General features: G+C 59.3%; 22 protein-coding genes. 5 read left to right on the forward strand and 17 right to left on the reverse strand.

Annotation, left to right across the window (positions count from 1 at the left end):
* Complete coding sequence (locus CLV74_RS11835) at positions 1-969, reverse strand: class I SAM-dependent methyltransferase (RefSeq protein ID WP_342753483.1); 969 nt, start codon at positions 967-969, stop codon at positions 1-3.
* A 34-nt stretch (positions 970-1,003) separates the two neighbouring features.
* A complete protein-coding gene (gene clpS, locus CLV74_RS11840; RefSeq protein ID WP_106265130.1) occupies positions 1,004-1,342 on the reverse strand; it encodes an ATP-dependent Clp protease adapter ClpS in 339 nt (112 codons plus the stop codon).
* A gap of 252 nt (positions 1,343-1,594) precedes the next feature.
* Here clpS and CLV74_RS11845 point away from each other — a divergent pair, with 252 nt between their 5' ends.
* Entirely contained in the window at positions 1,595-2,287 is a 693-nt protein-coding gene (locus CLV74_RS11845; protein WP_106264957.1) for an HAD family hydrolase, read from the forward strand.
* A gap of 204 nt (positions 2,288-2,491) precedes the next feature.
* A complete protein-coding gene (locus tag CLV74_RS11850) occupies positions 2,492-3,958 on the forward strand; it encodes a D-alanyl-D-alanine carboxypeptidase family protein (protein ID WP_425430978.1) in 1,467 nt (488 codons plus the stop codon).
* A gap of 96 nt (positions 3,959-4,054) precedes the next feature.
* Here the strand turns inward: CLV74_RS11850 and CLV74_RS11855 are convergent, their stop codons facing one another.
* From CLV74_RS11855 to ccoN, 10 genes are all read right to left on the reverse strand, one after another.
* Complete coding sequence (locus CLV74_RS11855) at positions 4,055-4,933, reverse strand: ankyrin repeat domain-containing protein (RefSeq protein ID WP_106264960.1); 879 nt, start codon at positions 4,931-4,933, stop codon at positions 4,055-4,057.
* Between the two features lie 662 nt (positions 4,934-5,595).
* Positions 5,596-5,754, reverse strand: a complete 159-nt coding sequence (gene ccoS, locus CLV74_RS11860) for a cbb3-type cytochrome oxidase assembly protein CcoS (RefSeq protein ID WP_106264963.1) — start codon at positions 5,752-5,754, stop codon at positions 5,596-5,598.
* 3 nt (positions 5,755-5,757) lie between these two features.
* Positions 5,758-7,947 (reverse strand): heavy metal translocating P-type ATPase, encoded by a 2,190-nt coding sequence (locus CLV74_RS11865; RefSeq protein WP_106264965.1) that lies wholly within the window; start codon positions 7,945-7,947, stop codon positions 5,758-5,760.
* Between the two features lie 8 nt (positions 7,948-7,955).
* Positions 7,956-8,429 carry a FixH family protein gene (locus tag CLV74_RS11870; RefSeq protein ID WP_106264967.1) on the reverse strand — a complete coding sequence of 158 codons (474 nt, stop codon included), beginning with the start codon at positions 8,427-8,429 and terminating at the stop codon, positions 7,956-7,958.
* Positions 8,429-9,895, reverse strand: a complete 1,467-nt coding sequence (ccoG, locus tag CLV74_RS11875; protein ID WP_106264969.1) for a cytochrome c oxidase accessory protein CcoG — start codon at positions 9,893-9,895, stop codon at positions 8,429-8,431. Before ccoG ends, CLV74_RS11870 begins: the two co-directional genes overlap by 1 nt.
* A 75-nt stretch (positions 9,896-9,970) precedes the next feature.
* Positions 9,971-10,846 carry a LysR family transcriptional regulator gene (locus tag CLV74_RS11880; RefSeq protein ID WP_106264972.1) on the reverse strand — a complete coding sequence of 292 codons (876 nt, stop codon included), beginning with the start codon at positions 10,844-10,846 and terminating at the stop codon, positions 9,971-9,973.
* A 420-nt stretch (positions 10,847-11,266) separates the two neighbouring features.
* A complete protein-coding gene (gene ccoP / locus CLV74_RS11885) occupies positions 11,267-12,130 on the reverse strand; it encodes a cytochrome-c oxidase, cbb3-type subunit III (protein WP_106264974.1) in 864 nt (287 codons plus the stop codon).
* Positions 12,127-12,318, reverse strand: a complete 192-nt coding sequence (locus tag CLV74_RS11890) for a cbb3-type cytochrome c oxidase subunit 3 (protein WP_106264977.1) — start codon at positions 12,316-12,318, stop codon at positions 12,127-12,129. The genes ccoP and CLV74_RS11890 overlap by 4 nt, the downstream gene beginning before the upstream one ends.
* Positions 12,319-12,328: 10 nt before the next feature.
* On the reverse strand, positions 12,329-13,054 hold the full coding sequence (gene ccoO / locus CLV74_RS11895) for a cytochrome-c oxidase, cbb3-type subunit II (RefSeq protein WP_106264979.1): 726 nt from the start codon (positions 13,052-13,054) through the stop codon (positions 12,329-12,331).
* Between the two features lie 14 nt (positions 13,055-13,068).
* Positions 13,069-14,673, reverse strand: coding sequence for a cytochrome-c oxidase, cbb3-type subunit I (gene ccoN / locus CLV74_RS11900; protein WP_106264981.1), 1,605 nt, complete (start codon positions 14,671-14,673; stop codon positions 13,069-13,071).
* A gap of 204 nt (positions 14,674-14,877) precedes the next feature.
* Here ccoN and CLV74_RS11905 point away from each other — a divergent pair, with 204 nt between their 5' ends.
* Positions 14,878-15,717, forward strand: a complete 840-nt coding sequence (locus tag CLV74_RS11905; RefSeq protein WP_106264983.1) for a universal stress protein — start codon at positions 14,878-14,880, stop codon at positions 15,715-15,717.
* Positions 15,718-15,781: 64 nt separating this feature from the next.
* On the opposite strand, the gene CLV74_RS11910 is transcribed toward CLV74_RS11905, so the two are convergent.
* Together CLV74_RS11910 and fnrL are read right to left on the reverse strand one after the other, a co-directional pair.
* Positions 15,782-16,189, reverse strand: a complete 408-nt coding sequence (locus tag CLV74_RS11910; protein WP_106265134.1) for a DUF4087 domain-containing protein — start codon at positions 16,187-16,189, stop codon at positions 15,782-15,784.
* The gene (fnrL, locus tag CLV74_RS11915; protein WP_106264985.1) at positions 16,170-16,916 is read right to left on the reverse strand and encodes a transcriptional regulator FnrL; all 747 of its coding nucleotides are present in this window, start codon (positions 16,914-16,916) and stop codon (positions 16,170-16,172) included. Before fnrL ends, CLV74_RS11910 begins: the two co-directional genes overlap by 20 nt.
* A gap of 60 nt (positions 16,917-16,976) precedes the next feature.
* Between fnrL and hemN the strand changes: the two genes are divergently transcribed.
* Positions 16,977-18,332, forward strand: coding sequence for an oxygen-independent coproporphyrinogen III oxidase (gene hemN, locus CLV74_RS11920; RefSeq protein ID WP_106264987.1), 1,356 nt, complete (start codon positions 16,977-16,979; stop codon positions 18,330-18,332).
* Positions 18,333-18,435: 103 nt separating this feature from the next.
* Complete coding sequence (locus CLV74_RS11925) at positions 18,436-18,963, forward strand: GNAT family N-acetyltransferase (RefSeq protein ID WP_106264990.1); 528 nt, start codon at positions 18,436-18,438, stop codon at positions 18,961-18,963.
* A gap of 15 nt (positions 18,964-18,978) precedes the next feature.
* Here the strand turns inward: CLV74_RS11925 and CLV74_RS11930 are convergent, their stop codons facing one another.
* From CLV74_RS11930 to CLV74_RS11940, 3 genes are all read right to left on the reverse strand, one after another.
* Positions 18,979-19,854 (reverse strand): 3-hydroxybutyryl-CoA dehydrogenase, encoded by an 876-nt coding sequence (locus CLV74_RS11930; RefSeq protein WP_106264992.1) that lies wholly within the window; start codon positions 19,852-19,854, stop codon positions 18,979-18,981.
* A gap of 219 nt (positions 19,855-20,073) precedes the next feature.
* Positions 20,074-21,000 carry an FAD-binding protein gene (locus CLV74_RS11935; RefSeq protein ID WP_106264994.1) on the reverse strand — a complete coding sequence of 309 codons (927 nt, stop codon included), beginning with the start codon at positions 20,998-21,000 and terminating at the stop codon, positions 20,074-20,076.
* Positions 21,000-21,758, reverse strand: coding sequence for an electron transfer flavoprotein subunit beta/FixA family protein (locus CLV74_RS11940; protein ID WP_106264996.1), 759 nt, complete (start codon positions 21,756-21,758; stop codon positions 21,000-21,002). Before CLV74_RS11940 ends, CLV74_RS11935 begins: the two co-directional genes overlap by 1 nt.
* Between the last annotated feature and the right edge of the window lie 243 nt (positions 21,759-22,001).

Raw genomic sequence — 22,001 nt, forward strand, 5'->3', positions numbered from 1 at the left:
TCAGACCCGCCGCTTGGGGCGCACGGCTTCGAGTACCTTGAAGGACGCATCCCCGCCGATCTCGGACACCTGGGCAAAGAGCCCGGTCAATGTATTCTCATAAGGCAAGTGGCGGTTTGCGACTACCCAAAGACGACCTCCGGGAGCCAAAACACTGTGTCCCGCCTGTAGAAACGCCTGCCCAAGCGCCGGATCGGCGGCCCGAGAGGTGTGGAAGGGCGGGTTCATGATCACACCATCCAGAAGCTGCGGTGTCTGCCAGCGGCTGACATCGGCCCAATGGAACTTGGCGCGGGGATCGGTGACGTTCTGGCGGGCACAATCAAGGGCGACGGCCTCGGCCTCGACCAGATGCAGGGTTTCGATCTCGGGGTGCTTGGGCAGCACTTGGGCCGAGAGGTAACCCCAGCCAGCGCCGAAATCGCCAATGGCGCGGCCAAGCTTGGCAGGCAGTGCCGCGACCAGCGCCGCGCTGGCCTTGTCCACGCCATTCGCCGAGAAGACGCCCGGTGCGGTGACATAGCCGTCTTTGTTCGCAGTCGGGCCGATGTTCCAACCGGCAAAGGCGTCGGTGCTGTCGCACCAGAAGATCTTGCCGTGAGCCTTGGAGATCGCGGGGGCAAGGTCCGCACGCTTGCGCATGTCTTTAAGGACGGACTCGATGCCGTCGGTCTTGCTGCCATCAATGATCACCGGACCGGTGGTCACGGCCATCGCGCGGGCGATCAGGGCGCGGCATTCATCCTTGGCGCGCGGCAGGAAGACCACCGAGGCGGCAAAGCTGCCCTCTTCACGAGGGGCGACCTTGATCCCGCGGGCCTTGAGTTGCGCAGCATCAGGAGCAAAGCTTTGAATGGCGGTGATACGGTCCACGGGCAGAGGTGCCAGCATGGTGTCGCCGCGGGGACGGAAAACGGCGATAGGGCCCTGTTCCGGCAGGGAGAGTCCCGCCTCGAGGGCCAGTGTCAAACGAATGTTCTGCATGAACGGCAGGGCGTGCGCCCTACTCCTTTTCCATTGTGCATTGAAGCGGGTGTTCGTGACGGCGGGCGAAATCCATCACCTGTGTCACCTTGGTTTCGGCAATCTCATGGCTAAAGACGCCGACGACCGCCAAACCCTTTTTGTGGACGGTCAGCATGATTTCAAAGGCCTGTGCGTGATTCAAGCCGAAGAAGCGTTCGAGGATATGCACCACGAACTCCATCGGCGTGTAGTCGTCGTTCAGCAGCAGCACCTTATACATGGGCGGGCGCTGCGTCTTGCGACGGGTCTTCAGAATGACATCGCTGTCGGAACTGTCATCGTTTTGATCCGACATTTTCACAGGAAAGCGGGTCATGAGGTCGGGCGTTCCCTTCCGTGGCCGTTGAAAGGCTGTATATAGCGGGAAACGCAGCAGTTTAAAGCCCTTTTGCCATAGGCGGAACGCGCGGCTGCTTTGTGCGGCACAAAGCGCCCGATCACGGATTTTTTGCATTTTTTCCAGCACTTCCACTATTTTGCTCCTTTGAGGAGACGCCAGACGGGATATCCTGTGACAAAAGGTGTACGGGAACGCTGCCTTACGAAAGGCCGTAAAAGGGACAATTATATGTCAATTACCACAGTTGGCTTTGATGCGGACGACACACTTTGGCATAATGAGCGCCACTTCCGGATGACCGAAGAGCGGTTTGCCGACCTTCTGGCTGATTATGCCGAGAAAGAACATCTGGCCGAGCGGCTGCTGGCGGCCGAGAAGAAAAACGTCGGACATTATGGATTCGGGGTTAAGGGCTTTGTCCTGTCGATGATCGAGACCGCGATTGAGGTCACGGACGAGCGCGTCCCCGCCCGCGTGATCCGCGAATTGATCGACACAGGCCGCGATTTGCTAACCTATCCGATCGAGCTGATGCCAGGTGCGGCTGAGGTGATCGCGGCCTGCGCGGGCCGGTATGAGTTAGTTCTGATTACGAAGGGCGACCTCTTGGACCAAGAACGCAAGCTGGCCCAGTCGGGGCTGGGTGAGTCCTTTGACGGAATTGAAATCGTGAGTGACAAGACATCGAAGATTTACGCAGACATCTTCGCCCGCCACGGCGGCGCGCAGCGTTCGATGATGGTCGGGAACAGTTTGAAGTCCGATGTGATTCCGGCAATTCAGGCCGGAGCGTGGGGAATCCATGTTCCAAGTGATATTACTTGGGCCTTGGAACACGCGGATGCGCCTGAATCCGAGGCAAGATTCCGCACAATCCCGACTTTGCATGAGCTGCCATCGTTGCTGGAATCCCTTACCTGATCTGTTAACACTTTTAGGTTGATACCGCATGTGGTTGATTCCACACACTTTTGGCTAGATATGGTACTCCGATGGCGGCCTGTGGATAAACCAATGCCCGAAAGACTTTGAAAACACAGACTTTCTTTCCAAGTGTCGCTATGATAGCCTGTCCTCAATAAACAAATGACTGATCGGAAGAAATCCGGCGGTTTGAGGCAGAAAATGGCTAGAGCAGTGAAGGCACTTCCCAGTGCCCAGTGGGCCCGATTCGGGATTCTGCTGGTGGCACTTGTATGGATGATCCTTATCCTTCCTCTATCAGCAATCGCGGCACCCAGTGCCTCTGTTGTGATGGATGCAAGGACAGGGAACGTCATTTATACCGAAAACGCCGATGCGCGCCTGCATCCGGCATCTTTGACCAAGATGATGACCCTCTACATCGCGTTCGAAGCCGTCGAACATGGTGAAATCGGGTTGGACGATCTGGTCACCATCTCCAAGAACGCGGCCAGCGAGCCCCCTTCCAAATTGGGCGCGCGGGCAGGATCGAAGGTAAAGCTGCGCTATCTGATCCGCGCGGCGGCCGTGAAATCCGCAAACGATGCCGCCACCGCCATCGGCGAGGCGATCAGTGGTTCCGAAGCAGCCTTTGCCCGCCGGATGAACCGCACCGCCAAGGCGATCGGGATGACGCACACCACCTTCAAGAACGCGCACGGCCTGACGGAATCCGGTCACCTGAGCACCGCGCGGGATATGTCGGTTCTGGGTCGTCACCTGCTGTTTGATTACCCGCAGTATTACAACATCTTCTCGCGTAAGACCGCGGATGTGGGCGGCAAGACCGTTTATCACACCAACCGCCGGTTCCTGAGCGATTACGCTGGCGCTGACGGCATCAAGACCGGTTTCACCAATGCTGCAGGCTTTAACCTGACCGCCTCGGCGGTTCGTGGCAGCGAGCGGATCATTGTGACGGTCTTCGGCGGCACCTCGACCGCGAACCGTAATGCCAAAGTGGCCAAGCTGATGGATATGGGCTTTCAAAAGGCCCCCAGCCGCGTGGCACTGGCGAAACCCCGTGCGCCGCAATATGTGGGCAACGCGGCTGGCGGCGTAGACAAGCCCGCCGCGGGGAAAACGATCCGCGTTTCTATGGTCATGCAGAAAAGCCTGCGCCCGACCGCGCGTCCCCTGCCCGATCCGGCCCCGCTTGATCCGGTACAGGTCGCAGCACTGAACCAGAATATCGCCCAAGCCGTCGCCCTTGCCGCCCTGAGCGAGCCTGTAGGCGAAGGGGATGCGGAAGAAGTGGTGAACATCGATCCGGTCGCACCGCGGGCCAGACCCAAAAACGCAAGTGCCAAGGCCGCTCCTATGACCGCGCAGCCTGATCCCGAACCGGTGGCCGAGGCCGTTCGTGTCGTGGCGCGGAACCTGAACGGGAACGATCGCAGCTGGGGCGTCAATGTGGGCCGCTTCGGCAACCGCTATATGGCCGAACGGGCGCTGGTGACCACCAGCCTGCAAGAGATGGAGACTTTGCAGGGCTCGCAGCGGTCCATTCAGGCACGCTCGACCGGCTATGATGCAAACTTCATCGGAATGACGCGGGATGCAGCAGAACTGGCCTGCAAGCGTTTGCAGGCACGCAACGTGACCTGCTTTATGGTGGGGCCAAGCTAGGCCCTCTCCCCTTTTCCGCCACACCTGTTCGCCAGACAGAAAAAAGCGCGCCTCGGTCATACCGCTGCGCGCTTTTTCACGGGAGGAAGACGGGTGTTAGAGTGCGGGCTGGAAGGCGCGGGCGTCATGTCCGGCGCATGCGACCGTCAGGGATGCAGATTTCGCCGTGGCCTGGAATTCATCCAGAAGATCCACAGCCGCATGCATATTGGCCGCCAGATCCAGCGCGGTGACCCCCCTGCCGTCCAGATCTCCTGCGTGGGCATCAGGATTGGCGCCAGCGAGCAGCAGCGCACGGGCGGCGGGGAGGTTCCATTCACTGATGGCCACCATCAAGGGCGTCCATTTCAGTGTGGCCGTGTGTTGTTCGATGTCAGCACCCAGCGCGATACAGCGGCGAATGACACGCGAAAGTTCAGGCACGTCACTGTCTTCGATGCTGGCGAAAGCCAGACCATGCAGAACGTTCAGCCCCTCTGCCCCCAGTGCAGGCTTTGCGCCGTTATCCAGCAGGGTTTGAAGGATCGGAACGGATAGACCGTCCATATTGGACATTGCGTGATAGAGCGGCGTGGTCCCCGAAGTCGCACTGTAGTGGTTCACATCCACATCATGCAGAATGTCCAGCACAGCGTCCTGATCCGCGTCATCGATGGCAATGAACAGCGGGTCGGTGTTGCGTGCGGTCACGGGGCCTTCGAAATTGATGCACAGATCTTGCGAGAGGATATGGGCAAGCGCCGCCTTGATCTCGGACCGGCCATCGGGGCCCAGGGTGGTCACTGCGTTGAAGATGTTGTTGACCTGACGGCTCATGCATTTCGCATCTTCCGCCTTCAGCGCCTTTTCCGCGACCATCTGCGCGAAGATCTGGTCAAGCGCCTGAACCAGACCGATGGTATCGAATGTCTCGCCCTCGGAAACCGAAAGCGCCCCAAAGACTGCCGTCTTAATCTGTCCTACAAAGCCGCTCACCGTTATCTCCTGAACCTGTGCGTCAACGTTTCTTGGGTTATTTATAGAAACGAAGATGGGCGAAATTGTGCACGAGGTCTGTCACTTTGCGGGCTATGATGTTTTCCGATTGTCGCGATATCGGAAACCGTAGGCCAATTTAAAGGCATCAACTCAGAAGATCGGCTGACACCTATATTCTGTATTTGTAACAAATTTTGTCACATTTAGAGGTACACACCCGACACATCATTGGGTTGAGCGTTCGCTTTTTGCAAAGATGTGAAAGTGCGCCGAAAGGAGGCTACCCCTCTGAACAACCGGAAAAATCTGATACCTGACGCGCACGGAAATCGGGGCATTCAATTCAGGGCTGCACCCCCATCAATGAAAGATGCGAACCGCGTTTACCTTTGGTTAACTGAGCTTGATCTGAAAGTTGCTGCAGCGCAGCATTCTTTAGTTTCATGCAAAAGCGGTTTAAACCTTGCCCTCACGGCTTGGAAACGCCTGCCTTATTGCTGCCGCAATTAAGCCGGAACTGCCTTAATGTGCAAAAGATCAGACACCCTCTTGCCCACTTGTCGCAACCATTAAAATTGCCACACAGCGCGAATCCGCCAGAGGCGATTCCCGCTAAAAGCAAAAGCCCGCCGATTTGGTGCGCGGCGGGCCTTAAAAACTTAGGGTTTGGGGTGATCGTCCCACTCATCGGTGAGAATCCGCTGACTGTCGCCGTCAGGGTCCTCATACTGGCTAGAGCGCAGGGTGTAGACAAATCCCACCAGACCAAGAGCGCCCATGACAAGCGAGATAGGGATCAAAAGGGTCAGGATCTGCATGGATTACCTCAGACGCAGCGCATTCAGCGACACGATAATGGAACTGGAGGACATCGCCAACGCAGCGATCAGCGGCGTGGCAAGGCCCGCAATCGCCAACGGAACGGCGATCACGTTATAAAGAGTGGCGATCTGGAAATTCTCACGGATGCGGGCGGTGGCGCGTTTGGCGGTCACCAGCGCCTCTGCCACGGGCGAGAGGTCCTTGCCAAGTAATACGATGTCCGAGGCAACGCGGGCGGCATCCAGCGCCGTTGCGGGCGAGATCGACACATGGGCCGCCGAGAGAGCGGCGGTGTCGTTCAGACCGTCACCGACCATCAGAGTCTTGGCCCCTTGCTGGGTCAGATCGGTGATAAAGGCCAGCTTGTCCTGCGGCAGACATTTTGCCTGCCATTCGCTAATGCCAAGACGCTGCGCAAGGGCCTGCACGGGGGCCTGCGCGTCGCCCGACAGCAGCACAACGCGGCGGCCCTGCTGAATGAGGGCGGCGATGGTGTCTTCGGCCCCTGCCCGCAGGCTGTCTTCAAACCGGAAGCAGACGGGATCCGCATCGCCCACCTTCAGCCACGCCGATGTGGCATCGGTTTCCGGTGCGCCAAGCCAGTCGGGACGACCCAAGCGCACGATTTGCGCGCCCATGCGTCCTTCGGTGCCGTGACCGGGGATTTCCTTGATCTCGGTGATCTGGGCGGGATGGATGCCAGCTTCGCGCGCGGCGAAGGTCAGAGCCTTTGACAGCGGATGGGACGAGCCCTGCGCCAGCGCCAGCGCGATGGTCAGATCGCGGCGGCTGTGATCGCCAAGGTTCGACAGCTGCGGCGCGCCCTCGGTCAGGGTGCCGGTTTTGTCAAAGATAACGGTGTCCACTTCGGACAGACGCTCCAAAGCGGTGGCGTCCTTGATCAGCATGCCCTTTTTGAACAGACGCCCCGAGGCGGCAGTGGTCACGGCAGGCACTGCAAGACCCAGCGCACAGGGGCAGGTGATAATAAGGACAGCGGCGGCGATGTTGAGGGACACCCGCACATCCTGCGAGTAGATGAACCAGCCGATGAAACTAAGCGCCGACAGGATATGCACGCCGGGGGCGTAAAGCTTCGCGGCCTTGTCGGCCAGCGGCGTGTAGCGCGAGCGGCCAGATTCCGCGATGGCCACCAGATCGGCCATGCGGTGCAGGGATGTATCGCGGCCAACGGCGGCGGCGCGAATGGTCAGGGGGCCGGTCAGGTTGACCTCGCCCGCGCTGATCCCCTGCCCTGCGTGGACGGAGACGGGCAAGGTCTCGCCGGTCAGCAGGGAACGGTCCAGCTCGCTAGAGCCTTCGTGGACGGTGCCGTCCACGGGGCAGCGGGCACCGGGGCGGACCAGAATCAGATCGCCCACCCGCAATTCGGCGGCAGGGGTAACATGTTCGACCCCATCGCGCAGGACGATGGCGCGGGGCACTTCCAGCGCGGCCAGCTCCTCGGCGGCGGAACGGGCGACGGCGCGGGTGCGGTGATCCAGATAGCGGCCCGCCAGAAGAAAGAAGGTCAGGGTCAGCGCGGCGTCGAAATAGGCGTGATGGCCCGACAGGGCGGTTTCCCAGACCGACATGACCACCGCCAGTAGAATCGCCAGCGTGATCGGCACGTCCATATTCAGGCTACGGGCCGACAGCCCGCGCCATGCGTTGCGAAAGAACGGCTGCGCCGAAAACCCGATGGCAGGCAGAGAGATCGCCGCTGAAATCCAGTGGAACAGATCGCGCGTGGCGTCCGCCGCGCCGGCCCAGACCGATACGGACAACAGCATCACGTTCATCGAGGCAAAGCCCGCCACGCCAAGCCGCATCAGCAGATCGCGGCCCGCTTTGTCTGTGGCCGTGCTGCGGATGGTGGCAAGATCCAGCTCGTGCGCCTCATAGCCAACGCTGGCCAACGTCGCGACCAGCTCGTCGGCATCCAGATCGGGATCGCCTTCAATCATCGCCCGCTTGAGGGTCAGGTTGACCCGCGCCTCTTTCACCTTGGGGTGGGCCTTGAGGGCATGTTCGACCGTGCTGATACAGGCCGCGCAATGCACCGCCGGAACCGAGAGCGCGATTTGCGCCTCGGTCGGGGCGTTGGCATTGGCAAGCGCCTCGGCGGAAGGGGCCGCAAGGCAGGCCGGACAGGCCGAAGGGGCAGACGATTGGAGAGCGGCGCTCATGGTTGGGATCAATCCAGAATGTGGAGAACGATACGTTGCTGGAACAGGGTGCCGTCAGCCGCGCGGGCCTTCAGGCGCAGGTTCCAGTTGCCTTTGCCCAGATCGACGGGGGCCGAATAGGCGCTGCCGGTCCATGCAAATTGCGGAGTTTGGTCGTCGGCAACGTTGGTGGCGCGGCCCAGATCGGCCGCCTCGATCGTGGCATGTACGGGCTGGCCCGCATCATCCAGAATGGTCAGCACCAGATTGCCGCGATCCATACGCGCAGAGACATCCCATTTCAGGGCCTCTTGCGCCTTCTTATCCTCGTTAAAGGTCTGGCTGGCCACATAGGAGTTCTTCACCTCAAGGCCGGGGAAGGTGTGGATGGCCTGATAGGCCATCACAACGTTGACTGTAATGATCACTCCGAAAGCGCCGACAAATCCAAGTAGGACATGCCAGCCTTTCAGGGTGAAGGGTTCCTTTGCGGTCGTGCTCATCAGTTGGCCTTTCCGTTAAAGATGCTGCTTTTCGAGACGCGCTCGGTGGCGACAGGGTCTTCGACCCAGATGTCGATGTCTACACGTTCGGCTTTCGCCTCTTCCGAGCCTGCGGGCGCGATCACATAAACACGCTGCAATTTGGTGGCATCGGCGGGCACGTCAGTGATGTTACCGTCATAGCCTTCGAGTTTGAGTTCAAACTTGTCTTCGGGCGAAACATGGACAACGAAGCCGCGATCCTCGCCATGCTTGTTACGCAGGCGCACGTCATAGGTGTTGCGAACCGCGCCGTCAGACAGAACCACGAAGGTCGGGTTGCGCACGGGCGCGACGGTCATGTCGATGTCCTGACGGATGAACAGAGCAAACAGCAGACCAAAACCGACCAGCGACCACAGGGTGGTGTAGAGAATGACGCGCGGGCGGAAGACGTGTTTCCAGATGGCTTTGGGCGGCTGACCAGCGCGTTCGTTTGGCTCGTCACTAAGGGCGAGATAGTCGATCAGACCGCGGGGCTTGCCGATCTTGGCCATCATGTCATCGCAGGCATCGATGCAGAGGGCGCAGGTGATACACTCCATCTGCTGGCCGTTGCGGATGTCGATCCCTTGGGGGCAGACGTTCACGCAGGCCATACAGTCAATGCAATCGCCAAGCTGCTCGGCGCCTTCGGCTTTGCGATGCTTGCCGCGCGGCTCGCCGCGCCAGTCTCGATAGGCGACAGTCAAGGTGTCTTCGTCCATCATCGCAGCCTGAATACGGGGCCACGGGCAGGCGTAGATACAGATCTGTTCGCGCATAAAGCCGCCAAAGACAAAGGTCGTCGCGGTCAGCACGCCGATGGTGGTGTAGGCCACCGGATGGGCGCGGAAGAAGAACAGATCGACCATCAAGGTCGGTGCATCGGTAAAGTAGAACACCCAAGCGCCGCCGGTCGCCACGGCGATCAGCAGCCACGCGAGCCATTTGGTCAGACGCAAGCGGGCCTTGCGCAGGTCCATTTTCTTTTGACGGTGCAGACGCAGGCGGGCGTTGCGGTCGCCTTCAATCCAGCGCTCGACCAGAATAAAGAGGTCGGTCCAGACGGTTTGGGGACAGGTATAGCCACACCAGACGCGGCCAAGGGCCGATGTAAACAAAAACAGGCCGAGACCGGCCATGATCAAAAGACCCGCAATGAAATAGAATTCATGGGGCCAGATCTCGATAAAGAAGAAAAAGAAGCGTCGGTTGGCTAGGTCCACCAGTACCGCCTGATCAGGCAGGTTCGGGCCGCGGTCCCAGCGAATCCAAGGGGTCAGATAATAGATCCCCAAGGTGACGATCATGATGATCCATTTGAGATTTCGGAACTTGCCATTCACCCTGCGGGGAAAGACGGGTTCGCGTGCGGCGTAGAGCTGTTCGCCTTGCTGCGGCTCGGTACTGCTCACGGAATCACTCCAAATAAAAAAAAGAGGCATTGGGTTTGCCTCTTTTTGCAGGAGTGGGGTCGTCAGGCTTTGACCTGTGTCAAACCGAATTCTTTAATATAGATTTTACTGACCGGCCTGCTTCTTCAGCCAATCCGCGAACAGGGTCAGCGCTTTGCGCTGCACGCCGGGACGGTTCACGATGTAGTAGCCCAGTGCCTGATTGCTTTCGTCGAACAGCACTTTCAGGGTGCCTGCTTCCAGATCCTTGCGGATGAGCGAGCGGCTGAGTACGGCCACACCTTCACCACGACGCAGGGATTCCAGCAGGTAAACGCCGGGCAGTTCGGTCAGCATCGGCAGCTTGGAGGCGTTGAGGCCGTGCGCTTCGAACCACGAGGCAACCTCGGTTGCGCCAGCATCTTGCAGCCAGGGCATATCCAGAAGGTCATCGGGACCGTTCACGCTGCGGTTGGCCACCAGATCAGGGGCGCCGACGACGACCAGATCGGAAGGCAGTAGCAAAGTGCTATCCAGTGCGGGCCATTCGCCCAGACCATAGCGCACTGCCAGATCGATACCGGCGGGACGCAGGTCAACCATTTCAGCAGTGGGGTTCAGAAGGATTTCAACATCGGGATGCTGGGTGCGGAACTCTTTGAGGCGCGGCATCAGCCAGTTGATGGTGAACAGAGGACCAGCGGCAACCTGCAAAGGACGGGTTTCGTCCCCGTCGGTCATTTCCTCGATCTTCTGGTAGATGGTTTCCAGCGCGGGAAGCAGCACCTGAGCAAGCTGCGTGCCTTCCGGCGTCAACATCACACCGCGACCCTGACGGGCCACCAGCGGAGTCCCAAGATGACCTTCCAGCTGACGGATCTGCTGGCTGATAGCGGCGTGAGTCACATTTAACAACGTCCCGGCGCGGGACACACTACCTGACTGAGCCAAAGCGGCGAAAGCCCTTAATGCGGGCAAAGAGGGCATGCGAAGCCAATCCATACGTAATCTCGACTAACAAAATTTCAATGAACATGCGCAGAAGAAAAGCGCTTTGAGAGACACTATGCACTTTATGCGCAAGTCGATGCAACTTTTATTAATAAACTCATCAAACGAATGACCTTTTGGTTATAATTACTCGAAATAGCTTTGCAAAAATATAAGCGTAATGCCAGCAGAACGCCCTCTTCTTACACGTTATACGCGAATTTTCGCCATTAACAAAACCTAGAAGAGATAAATCATGAGTTTTTTGTGACAAAAACAGCAACAAACCGCCTACGGAGAGGCGGTTTGCTGCTGCAATATATTCTTTTGAGACTAAGCGCGCCGGTGTTCCAGGAAACGCGCGAACAGGACGGAACACCGGCGCTGACCTCGAACCTTGGTGCTCGAGGTATTCAGTTTTGTCAGGGGCGATTACTCACCGCCACCCAGACCGTGTACGTAGGTTGCAACTGCAGCAACTTCGGCATCGCTCAGGCGAGCGTTCCAGTTAGGCATGACGCCATAGCGGGCCTGACTGACAGTGGTGACCAGCGTGTCGTAGTCACCGCCATAGAGCCAGATCGCATCTGTAAGATTGGGCGCACCCTGAGTGCGATCGCCGGTTCCGTCGTCAGCGTGACATGCCGCACAGTTCTCCTCATAGACGACCGCGCCTTCTGCGATCATTTCGGGATTTTGTGCTTCGCCCGAAAGCGACATGACGTAGTTGACAACCTGAGCGATCTGTTCCTTCTCCAGCAGTTCGTCCGTCCCGAAGGCAGGCATCTGGCTGAAGCGGGCGTCGGCGTCGGTCTCATTGCGGATACCGTGGGCGATCGTGGCGTGGATATCCTCGATCGAGCCACCCCAGAGCCAGTCATCGTCCAGAAGGTTCGGATAGCCCTTGGCACCTGCCGCACCGGAACCGTGACACTGTGCGCACCAAGTACGGAACACAGCGGCACCGGCATTGGTTGCATAGCTTTGCAGTTCGGGGTTGGCGCTGATCTGGGTCAGATCGGCACTGGCCAGCTGTTCGTTGATGCCAGCATTCGCTTCGTCAACGGCAGCAATCTCGGCCGCCACCTGCCCACGGGTCGAGTACCCGAGGACACCCGGCGTTGCACCGCTAAGCAGCGGCCACGCAGGATAGGCGATGGTGTAAAGAACACCCCAGAAGATACAGGCGTAGAAGGTCCACAGCCACCAGCGCGGCAGGGGGTTGTTGAACTCTTCGATCCCGTCCCAGCTGTGGCCGGTCGTTTCGACCTCTTTCTTTTCGGGTTTATTGCTCATGTCCGAGCCTCCTCGGTGTCATCGTGTGCCGGAGCGTCTTCATTCCGGAAGATGCTGCTGGCCGTATCGCGGTACTCTTTGGTCGAGCCGGGGCGGAACACCCACAGAATGGTCGAGACAAAGAACGCGAAGAGGAACAGAAGCATCCAGCTGTCCGCGAACTGGCGGGTAATGGTGTACATATCCATCACACACCCCTTAGCGGCTGGCGTCCGGGGTGAAGGTCGAGAAATCAACCAGCGTTCCCAGCATTTGCAGGTAGGCGATCAGGGCATCCATTTCCGAGATACCGGGCTGACCGTCAAAGTTACGGGCCTGAGCACCGGGGTAGCGTTCCAGCAGACCATCGGTGTCACCCCAAGGATCGATCTGGACCTCGAAGTCAGCGACTGCGTTTTCCAGCATTTCCTCAGTGTAGGGAACGCCAACGATTGCGTTGGTTTCCATCAACTCACGTACGTGGGTGCTTTCCAGCAGACGGTTCTCAAGGAAGCCGTATTTGGGCATCACCGACTCAGGCACAACCGACTGGGGATGACGCAGGTGGTCCAGATGCCATTCGTCCGAGTAGCGGCCACCGACACGGGCCAGGTCGGGACCTGTCCGCTTGGAGCCCCACTGGAACGGGTGGTCATACATGGACTCTGCGGCCAGCGAGTAGTGACCGTAACGTTCGACCTCATCGCGCATCGGGCGGATCATCTGGCTGTGGCAGACGTAGCAGCCTTCGCGGATGTAGACTTCGCGGCCCTGCAGCTCCAGCGGAGAGTAGGGGCGGACGCCCTCTACTTCTTCGATGGTGTTTTCAAGCCAGAACAGAGGCGCGATTTCCACGATACCGCCGATGGTCACAACCAAGAAGGCAAAGACAAACAGCAGCGAGGCGTTGGTTTCGAGGATCTTATGCTTATCAAGAATTCCCATTGGTCCGGCCCTCCTTATTCAGCCGGGACAGCGGCAGAGGCTTCGGCTTTCGCCGGCGCTTTTGCCACGGTCATCCAGAGGTTGTAGCACATGATGATCGCACCGGTGAGGAACATCACACCGCCCAGGCCACGGGCCACGTACATCGGGAATTTAGCAGCCACAGTGTCGGCAAAGCTGTTCACGAGGAAACCGTTTGCGTCCACTTCACGCCACATCAGGCCTTCCATGATACCGGTCACCCACATGGATGCCGCGTAGAGGATGATGCCGATGGTGGCGAGCCAGAAGTGCCAGCTGACCAGGGTCAGGCTGTACAGACGCTCTTTGTTCCACAGCTTGGGCACCAGGAAGTACAGAGCACCGAAGGTGATCATGCCGTTCCAGCCAAGTGCGCCAGAGTGAACGTGACCGATGGTCCAGTCAGTGTAGTGCGACAGCGAGTTCACAGCGCGGATCGACATCATCGGGCCTTCGAAGGTCGACATGCCGTAGAAGCCAACCGAGATCACCATCATACGGATCACAGGGTCAGTGCGCAGCTTGTCCCATGCACCCGACAGGGTCATCAGACCGTTGATCATACCGCCCCACGAAGGCATCCACAGCACAACCGAGAACACCATACCAAGGGTCGAGGCCCAGTCAGGCAGCGCGGTGTAGTGCAGGTGGTGGGGACCAGCCCAGATGTAGATGAAGATCAGCGCCCAGAAGTGGATGATCGACAGTTTGTAGCTGTAGACGGGACGCTCGGCCTGCTTGGGGATGAAGTAGTACATCATGCCCAGGAAGCCCGAAGTCAGGAAGAAGCCCACAGCGTTGTGGCCGTACCACCACTGGGTCATCGCGTCCTGTACACCGGCAAAGACCTGTACCGACTTGGAGCCCCAGATGCTTACGGGGATCGACAGGTTGTTGACGATGTGCAGCATCGCAACGGTGACGATGAAGCTCAGGAAGAACCAGTTCGCCACGTAGATGTGCTTTTCTTTACGCTTGAAGATGGTGCCCATGAAGACGACCAGATAGACGACCCAAACGATGGTCAGCCACCAGTCCACGTACCACTCGGGCTCGGCGTATTCTTTCGACTGGGTTGCGCCAAGCAGATAGCCGGTCGCTGCCAGAATGATGAACAGGTTATAGCCCCAGAAGACGAACCATGCTGCGTTACCGCCGAACAGGCGTGTCGCGCTGGTGCGCTGCACGATGTAGAACGATGTCGCGATCAGCGCGTTGCCGCCAAAGGCAAAAATCACCGCGCTGGTGTGCAGCGGGCGAAGACGACCAAAGTTCGCCATACCCTGCGCCCACTCAAAGTTCAGCGCGGGGAAAGCAAGCTGGAAGGCGATGAACGTACCAACGAGGAACCCGACAACGCCCCAGAAGGCGGTGGCGACCACACCGTAGCGTACAACATCGTCCATATAGCCGGTCGGTGCGGCGACAGCGGCTACGGGCTCGTCAGTTTTGCGAAGAGTGTAAAGGAAAAGCCCACCGGCGACGATCATGATGATGATCGCATGAACCATGTAGGCCAGATCGCGTGCATAGTTGGCGGCGACTGCTGCGAACAGCGTAAGCACCCCCAGCACGGCTAGCTTTAAATAGTTTGACATACCACGTCCCTTTGTCTGTCCCGCGCATGAATCAAGACACACGGGTTCCATTGACTGGAGACATATGGCGTGAGGCTGCCCATCCCTGCTTTGATCTGAGTCAAGCAAACGAAACTGGGCCACTTATCTTTATTGATGCACCTCAAAGACGCCCTTGGATTGAGTCGCTTATGTTGCCTCTAGGGTCCGGTTCAGGAGGACAAAATGGCCTATAAGACACTGTTTACTATCATGAGCGATCCAACCGCCGCCGCCGCGCCCATCGCGCAGGCCGCAGCTCTTGCCAATCTGTGGGACGCCCATCTTGATGTACTTGCCCTAGGCATCGACCGCACGCAGACCGGTTATTATTACGCCGGCGCGAATGCGATGGTATTGCAGCAAACGCTGCAACGGGCTCAGGAAGAAGCGAACGAGCTTGAGGTCGAAGCCCGCAAGGTTATGGGCGAATACGACGTGCGCTGGGGCGTGGATAGCGCTGTGGTCTCGATCGCGGATATGGGTCGCCATGTGGCCGCCCGTGCCCGCTTTTCCGATCTGGCCGTCATGGCACAGCCCTACGGCGATGGCCGCGGGATCGAGCTGGAGCCCGCCCTTGAAGCGGCTTTGTTCGAAGGCAATACGCCGGTTCTGATGGTGCCCCCGACCGCACCCGTGAAAGAGCGGTTCGAACGTATTGTCGTTGCATGGAACGAAAGCGATGAGGCGCTGAACGCCGTCCGCCGCGCCCTGCCCCTGCTGCAAGCTGCAGACCGCGTGACCGTCACGATCATTGATCCGCCCACCCACGGCCCCGAGCGGTCTGATCCGGGTGGTGCCCTGTCCCAATGGCTGTCGCGTCATGAGGTGCATGCGGATGTGGCCGTTCTGGCCAAGACCATGCCGCGAGTCTCTGACGTGATCGCCCGTCAGGCGTCCGATCTGGATGCGGATTTGGTGGTCATGGGTGCCTACGGTCATTCGCGCTTCCGCGAGGCCATTTTGGGCGGCGCAACCCGAGGCATTCTGGAAAACGCCGCACTGCCGGTGTTTCTGGCACACTGATTTCACGAGGGAGAGTGAAACGACTGGGGGCGCTTCGGCGCCCCATTTTTTTCGCCTTCGCCTCTTATGGCTTTTCCGGCGACAGCGCGGGATCGGATTCGCAGCGGGAAAGCGGCAAGGCTGTCACCTTGTCTACGCGGTTCACTGCGGTCTCGGCCCCTTTCAGTTGCGCGAAATCGCCGTCCAGACAGGCACAACCGTAACCATAATAGCCGTTTACCCGAACCCAGTAGCCCGGTTCATCAAAGCTGCCGACCTGCTCGGCATCCCAGAACCCTGGGGCCGGTTCGCGCCCCTGAATTGAGATGATCCATTCGCCGTCCGCATCATTCAGCCAGATGTTCGCAGGTGTGGGATTCGCATACCAACCACAGCGCGTCTGCTGCACCGCCCCTGCGTCCGTGCCTGCCACACAAAAGAAAAGGGCCGCGACTTGCGCGACCCTTGAAACCTTAAACCAGCATCCCGCCATCGGCATCGTCTCCGGCCTCTTCCAGAAGGCGCCCCAGATCGGGCACCGTTACATGACGTTTGCCCTCCAGAACGATCACACCGTCACGTTTCAGGGCGCTGATCTGGCGGCTGACCGTTTCCAGCGTCAGGCCCAGATAATCGGCCATCGCTTCGCGTGTCAGGGGCAGATCAAAGACCAAAGGACCGTTCAGTTTGTTCTGGCGCAAGGTCGCATCGCGGCGCGCAATGATCGCCAGCAAGGACGCGATCTTTTCACGCGCGGTCTTGCGCCCCAGAACCAGCATCCATTCACGGGCCGCGTCCAGTTCGTCCAGCGTCATTTCCAACAAACGCTCGGCGATATGGGGCGTCTTGGACATCATTTCTTCGAAGGGTTTGCGGCGGAAGCAGCACATCACCAGATCGGTGGTCGCAACCACATCATAGGCCGCCTGATCACGACCGGGGCGGCCCACAAAGTCACTGGGCAGCAAGAGACCGACCATCTGGGTGCGGCCATCTTCCATCGCCTGACTAAGCGTCGCAATGCCCGACACAACCGAGGCCACGAAATCCATCCGGTCACCGGACCAAACGATCGTCTGACCCGCCTCATAGCTGCGATAGTACTTGATCTGCTCCAGCACCTCGAGCTCATCCGCCTCACAGCGCGCGCATACTGCGCGGTGCCGGATCGGACAGCTATCACATTCATGACTGCTAATTTGCAAAGTATCGCTGATCATCTGTACCGCGCTTGATCTGGGTCAATGTTACATTTCCCACTGACGTTTAAGCCTATTCGCATGGATACGAAAACGCAACTCGCCAAACTGGGCCTCTTTGACGCAAAAGTACCGCGTTACACGAGCTACCCGACCGCACCACACTTCTCGTCGGCAACCACCGATGGGGAATTTACCCAATGGGTTCAAGCGATTCCGGCGGGTCAGAGCATCTCGCTTTACCTGCACGTGCCGTTTTGCCGCAGGCTCTGCTGGTTCTGCGCATGCCGGACGCAAGGCACCCAATCGGATGAACCTGTGCGGGCGTATCTGGAGACATTGCAAACCGAAGTCCGCGCCTTGGGCCGAATCCTTCCCGAAGGCGTGACCCTGTCGCGCCTGCATTGGGGCGGCGGCACGCCCACCCTGCTTGGCGCGGGCATGATGCGGGATCTGGCCGGGACCGTGGCCGAAATCGCCCCCTTCGCGCGGGACTACGAATTCTCGGTCGAGATCGACCCGAACGAGATCGACGAGGCCCGCCTTGACGCCCTGCGCGATGCGGGCATGAACCGTGCCTCTATCGGGGTGCAGGATTTCGACGACGAAATCCAGAAAGTCATCGGCCGTATCCAGAGCTTTGACACCACCCGCGATGCGGTGGAAATGATCCGCGCCCGCGGCATCCACAGCCTGAACGCGGACATCCTTTACGGCCTGCCGCACCAGTCGAAGGCCCGGATCACGGAATCCGTCCAGAAACTGCTGTCGATGTCGCCGGACCGCGTAGCCCTATATGGCTATGCCCACGTGCCATGGATGGCCAAGCGCCAGCAGATGCTGCCATCGGACGCCCTGCCGACCCCCGAAGAACGGCTGGAACTGTTTGAGACCGCCCGCCGCCTTTTCACATGGGACGGCTACACGGAAATCGGCATCGACCATTTCGCCGTTAAAGGCGACGGGCTGGACGTAGCCCTGCGCACAGGCAAACTGCGCCGGAACTTCCAAGGCTACACTGACGATCCGGCAGAGGTGCTGATCGGTCTTGGTGCCTCATCGATCTCGCGCTTCCCGCAGGGCTATGCGCAAAACGCCTCGGGCACCTCGGCCTACACCGCCGCCGTGCGTGAAGGCCGCTTCGCCACTGCACGGGGCCACAGCTTCACAGGCGAAGACCTGCTGCGCGCCCGCATCATCGAGATGCTGATGTGTACCTTTGCCATCGACGGCGAAGAACTGATCACCACAGGCCTGACCACTGGCGCGGCCCTCTCGAAGCTTTTGCGCGACGCCAGCACCACCTTCCCCGGCATGGTCGAGGTCTCGGGCCACAGCCTCAAGATCCTGCCCCATGCCAATGCCCTGACCCGCATCATCGCGCGCCATTTCGACGCCTATGATCTTAGCAAGGCCGGCCATAGCTCGGCGATCTAGCAGCTTCTTTATCGCCCAAATACTCATTGCTCTGCACCGCCCGTTCCACCTGCGAACGGGCGGTGCTATTCTTTCTGGCAGACACCATCCGCCGGAACATCCCATGAAAATCATCGACGCCGAAGACGCGCATCTGAACACGATCACCCGCATCTATAATGACGCTGTGGCGCACACGACCGCCATCTGGAACGAGATCACCATTGACGTGGAAAACCGCCGCGCATGGCTGGCAGACCGCAAGCGCCAGGGCTATCCGGTGCTGGTCGCCGTAGACGATGATGACAGCGTTCTGGGCTATGCATCTTTCGGCGACTGGCGCGCCTTTGATGGCTATCGCCATACGGTGGAACACTCGGTCTACGTCACCGCAGAGGCCCGCGGGCGCGGCATCGGCAAGGCGCTGATGCAGGCGCTGATCCAGCGCGCCACAGAGATTGGCAAACACGTGATGGTCGCCGCGATCGAGGCTGGCAACACAGGCTCGATCCATCTGCACGAAAAGCTAGGCTTCACGCACACGGGCCTCATGCCCCATGTGGGCACAAAATTCGGCCGCTGGCTGGATCTGGCGTTCCTGCAATTGCAGTTGGATGACCGCACAGACCCTGATGGCATCGCGGGCCGCTAAGGCCCGCCGCACAGCTTATCGGGTCGGAACCGGCGTTTCGCCGCGGTAATCATAGAAACCGCGCTGGGTTTTGCGACCCAACCAGCCAGCTTCAACGTATTTGGTCAACAACGGGCACGGGCGGTATTTGGTATCCGCCAGACCGTCATGCAGCACGTTCATGATCGCCAGACAGGTGTCCAGACCGATGAAATCCGCCAGCTCCAGCGGGCCCATAGGATGGTTCGCCCCCAGCTTCATCGAGCCGTCGATGGACTGCACATTCCCCACACCTTCATAGAGGGTGTAGACCGCCTCGTTGATCATCGGCATCAGGATGCGGTTCACGATGAAGGCAGGGAAGTCTTCGGCGCTGGCAGCGGTCTTACCCAGCTTTTCCACCACGGCCAGACAGGCCTTATAGGTCTCTTCGTCGGTGGCGATACCGCGGATCAGCTCGACCAGCTGCATCAGCGGTACGGGGTTCATAAAGTGAAAGCCCATGAACTTTTCAGGGCGGTCCGTACGGCTGGCCAGACGGGTGATCGAAATCGACGAGGTATTCGAGGTCAGAATGGTGTGCGGCTGCAAATGGGGCAGCAGGTCTTCAAAGATCGCGTTCTTGACGGTCTCACGCTCGGTCGCGGCCTCGATGATCAGATCGGTCTGGCCCAGTTCCTTCAGGTCCAGCGTCGGAATGATCCGCGCCATAGCTGCATCGCGTTCTTCGGCAGTGATCTTTTCGCGGCTGACCTGACGGTCCAAATTCTTGCGCACGACCGACAGACCGCGATCCAGCGCTTCTTGAGACAGGTCGTTCAACAGCACATCATAATCCGCCAGTGCCAGAACGTGGGCGATACCGTTGCCCATCTGACCTGCGCCAATAACACCGACTCGTTTGATATCCATGTACGATCTCCTGCGTTTCGCGCAGAGGATGGACTGCCCCCGACTCGCTTTCAAGCCCGCCTGTTGCCTCACCAGATGCAATAGACGCATCGTTATCCAAAAGGCTTTGAACGCGACCGAATCTTTCGCTGCCGATTGTTTCTGCGCCTGCAACAAGGCGTAAAAACGCAAAAAAGCCCGCCGGTTCGGGCGGGCTTTCGAAGCTTAAAGTAGAAAAGCTTACAGCTTCTCGGTCAGCTCGGGGATGGCGTCGAAGAGGTCTGCGACCAGACCGTAGTCCGCGACCTGGAAGATCGGGGCTTCTTCGTCTTTGTTGATCGCGACGATGACCTTGCTGTCCTTCATGCCAGCCAAGTGCTGGATCGCGCCCGAGATACCGACGGCCACATACAGCTGCGGCGCCACGACCTTGCCGGTCTGACCAACCTGCCAGTCGTTCGGGGCAAAGCCGCTGTCCACGGCTGCGCGCGATGCGCCAACGGCGGCACCCAGTTTGTCGGCCAGCTTCTCGATCAGGGCAAAGTTCTCTTCCGAGCCGACGCCGCGACCGCCAGATACAACGATGCCAGCCGAGGTCAGCTCGGGGCGATCGCTTTCGGCAACCTTGTCTTCCACCCACGACGACAGCCCGGTGGTGGCTGCGGTGCCGATGGCCTCAACAGGGGCCGAGTTGCCATCCGCTGCCGCCTCGAACGAGGTGGTGCGCAGGGTCAGAACCTTAACGCTATCGCCCGACTTCACGGTCTGGATCGCGTTGCCCGCGTAGATCGGACGGTCAAAGGTGTCCGCGTCGATAACGGCGGTCACGTCCGAGATGATCATCACGTCCAGCAGCGCCGCCACGCGGGGCAGCACGTTTTTCGCATCCGAGGTCGACGCCGCCGCGATGTGGCTGTAGCCACCCGCCAGCGAGACAATCAGATCGGCAACAGGCTCGGCCAGGGTGTGGCAGAAGCCGTGATCACCGGCGAACAAGACCTTGGCCACACCGGCCAGCGTGGCCGCTTCGGCCGCAGCGGCATCGCCGCCTTCGCCAGCAACCAGCACATGCACGTCACCCAGACCTGCAACAGCCGTCACGGCCTTGGAAACCGCGTCTTTCGCCAGCGCGCCGCCAGCCACATCCGCAAGGAGAAGAACAGCCATTACACAGCCCCCGCTTCTTTAAGTTTCGCGACCAGCTCGTCGACCGAGCCCACTTTGATGCCTGCCGAACGGACCGGCGGCTCGGAGGTTTTGACGATGCTCAGACGGGGCGCGGTATCGACGCCGTAATCCGCAGCAGTCTTTTCATCCAGCGGCTTTTTCTTTGCTTTCATGATGTTAGGCAGCGAGGCATAGCGCGGCTCATTGAGGCGCAGGTCCGCGGTGACGACTGCGGGCAGCTTGACGCTGATGGTCTGCAGACCGCCGTCCACTTCGCGGGTGACCTTGGCGGCATCGCCATCAATCTCGACTTCCGAGGCAAAGGTCGCCTGACCCCACCCCAGCAGCGCCGACAGCATCTGGCCGGTGGCGTTCATGTCATTGTCGATGGCCTGCTTGCCGCAGATCACCAGACCGGGAGCCTCTTCGGCAACGATCTTGGCAAGGATTTTCGCAACGGCCAGCGGTTCGATATCGGTGTGCACATCATCGGCAGCGGTCACCAGGATCGCACGATCCGCGCCCATCGCCAGCGCGGTGCGCAGGGTTTCCTGACATTGCTTGACCCCGACCGAGACCACAACGATCTCATCAGCCTTGCCCGCTTCTTTCAGACGGATCGCCTCTTCGACGGCAATCTCGTCGAAGGGGTTCATCGACATCTTTACGTTGGCGAGATCAACACCGGAACCGTCCGACTTAACACGGACTTTCACGTTGTAGTCGATCACGCGTTTTACAGGCACTAGAACCTTCATTGGCGCGTCTCTCCCTTATGACCGGGGCGCTTTAACACACCCCGCAAAAATACATTCCCAGCTTAGATAGCGGCTGCGCAGCCAGCTAAACAGAGCAAAAACGTCACGTTAGCGCCAACAGACGCCGCGTCTTTCGCTTTATGCTGCACCGCAACAGTAAAGACCATGCCTCATTGGTCCCATGTTACGAATCGGCGCAGCCCGATCGCACGAAAAACAGGCAGCCCCCAGCAAGCCCTCAAA

The organism is Donghicola tyrosinivorans (genome assembly GCF_003003355.1).
GTDB classification, from domain to species: Bacteria; Pseudomonadota; Alphaproteobacteria; order Rhodobacterales; family Rhodobacteraceae; genus Donghicola; species Donghicola tyrosinivorans.

Bases quoted from the DNA above. Each gene is read 5' to 3' on its own strand.
- CLV74_RS11850 (WP_425430978.1), top strand. From the start codon at position 2,492: ATGGCTAGAGCAGTGAAGGCACTTCCCAGTGCCCAGTGGGCCCGATTC.
- CLV74_RS11845 (WP_106264957.1), top strand. From the start codon at position 1,595: ATGTCAATTACCACAGTTGGCTTTGATGCGGACGACACACTTTGGCAT.
- CLV74_RS11880 (WP_106264972.1), bottom strand. From the start codon at position 10,846: ATGGATTGGCTTCGCATGCCCTCTTTGCCCGCATTAAGGGCTTTCGCC.
- fnrL (WP_106264985.1), bottom strand. From the start codon at position 16,916: ATGATCAGCGATACTTTGCAAATTAGCAGTCATGAATGTGATAGCTGT.
- CLV74_RS11930 (WP_106264992.1), bottom strand. From the start codon at position 19,854: ATGGATATCAAACGAGTCGGTGTTATTGGCGCAGGTCAGATGGGCAAC.
- ccoN (WP_106264981.1), bottom strand. From the start codon at position 14,673: ATGTCAAACTATTTAAAGCTAGCCGTGCTGGGGGTGCTTACGCTGTTC.
- CLV74_RS11890 (WP_106264977.1), bottom strand. From the start codon at position 12,318: ATGGATATGTACACCATTACCCGCCAGTTCGCGGACAGCTGGATGCTT.
- ccoO (WP_106264979.1), bottom strand. From the start codon at position 13,054: ATGGGAATTCTTGATAAGCATAAGATCCTCGAAACCAACGCCTCGCTG.
- CLV74_RS11910 (WP_106265134.1), bottom strand. From the start codon at position 16,189: ATGGCGGGATGCTGGTTTAAGGTTTCAAGGGTCGCGCAAGTCGCGGCC.
- CLV74_RS11905 (WP_106264983.1), top strand. From the start codon at position 14,878: ATGGCCTATAAGACACTGTTTACTATCATGAGCGATCCAACCGCCGCC.
- CLV74_RS11935 (WP_106264994.1), bottom strand. From the start codon at position 21,000: ATGGCTGTTCTTCTCCTTGCGGATGTGGCTGGCGGCGCGCTGGCGAAA.
- CLV74_RS11925 (WP_106264990.1), top strand. From the start codon at position 18,436: ATGAAAATCATCGACGCCGAAGACGCGCATCTGAACACGATCACCCGC.
- clpS (WP_106265130.1), bottom strand. From the start codon at position 1,342: ATGACCCGCTTTCCTGTGAAAATGTCGGATCAAAACGATGACAGTTCC.
- ccoG (WP_106264969.1), bottom strand. From the start codon at position 9,895: ATGCCTCTTTTTTTTATTTGGAGTGATTCCGTGAGCAGTACCGAGCCG.
- CLV74_RS11940 (WP_106264996.1), bottom strand. From the start codon at position 21,758: ATGAAGGTTCTAGTGCCTGTAAAACGCGTGATCGACTACAACGTGAAA.
- ccoS (WP_106264963.1), bottom strand. From the start codon at position 5,754: ATGCAGATCCTGACCCTTTTGATCCCTATCTCGCTTGTCATGGGCGCT.
- hemN (WP_106264987.1), top strand. From the start codon at position 16,977: ATGGATACGAAAACGCAACTCGCCAAACTGGGCCTCTTTGACGCAAAA.
- CLV74_RS11870 (WP_106264967.1), bottom strand. From the start codon at position 8,429: ATGAGCACGACCGCAAAGGAACCCTTCACCCTGAAAGGCTGGCATGTC.
- ccoP (WP_106264974.1), bottom strand. From the start codon at position 12,130: ATGAGCAATAAACCCGAAAAGAAAGAGGTCGAAACGACCGGCCACAGC.
- CLV74_RS11865 (WP_106264965.1), bottom strand. From the start codon at position 7,947: ATGAGCGCCGCTCTCCAATCGTCTGCCCCTTCGGCCTGTCCGGCCTGC.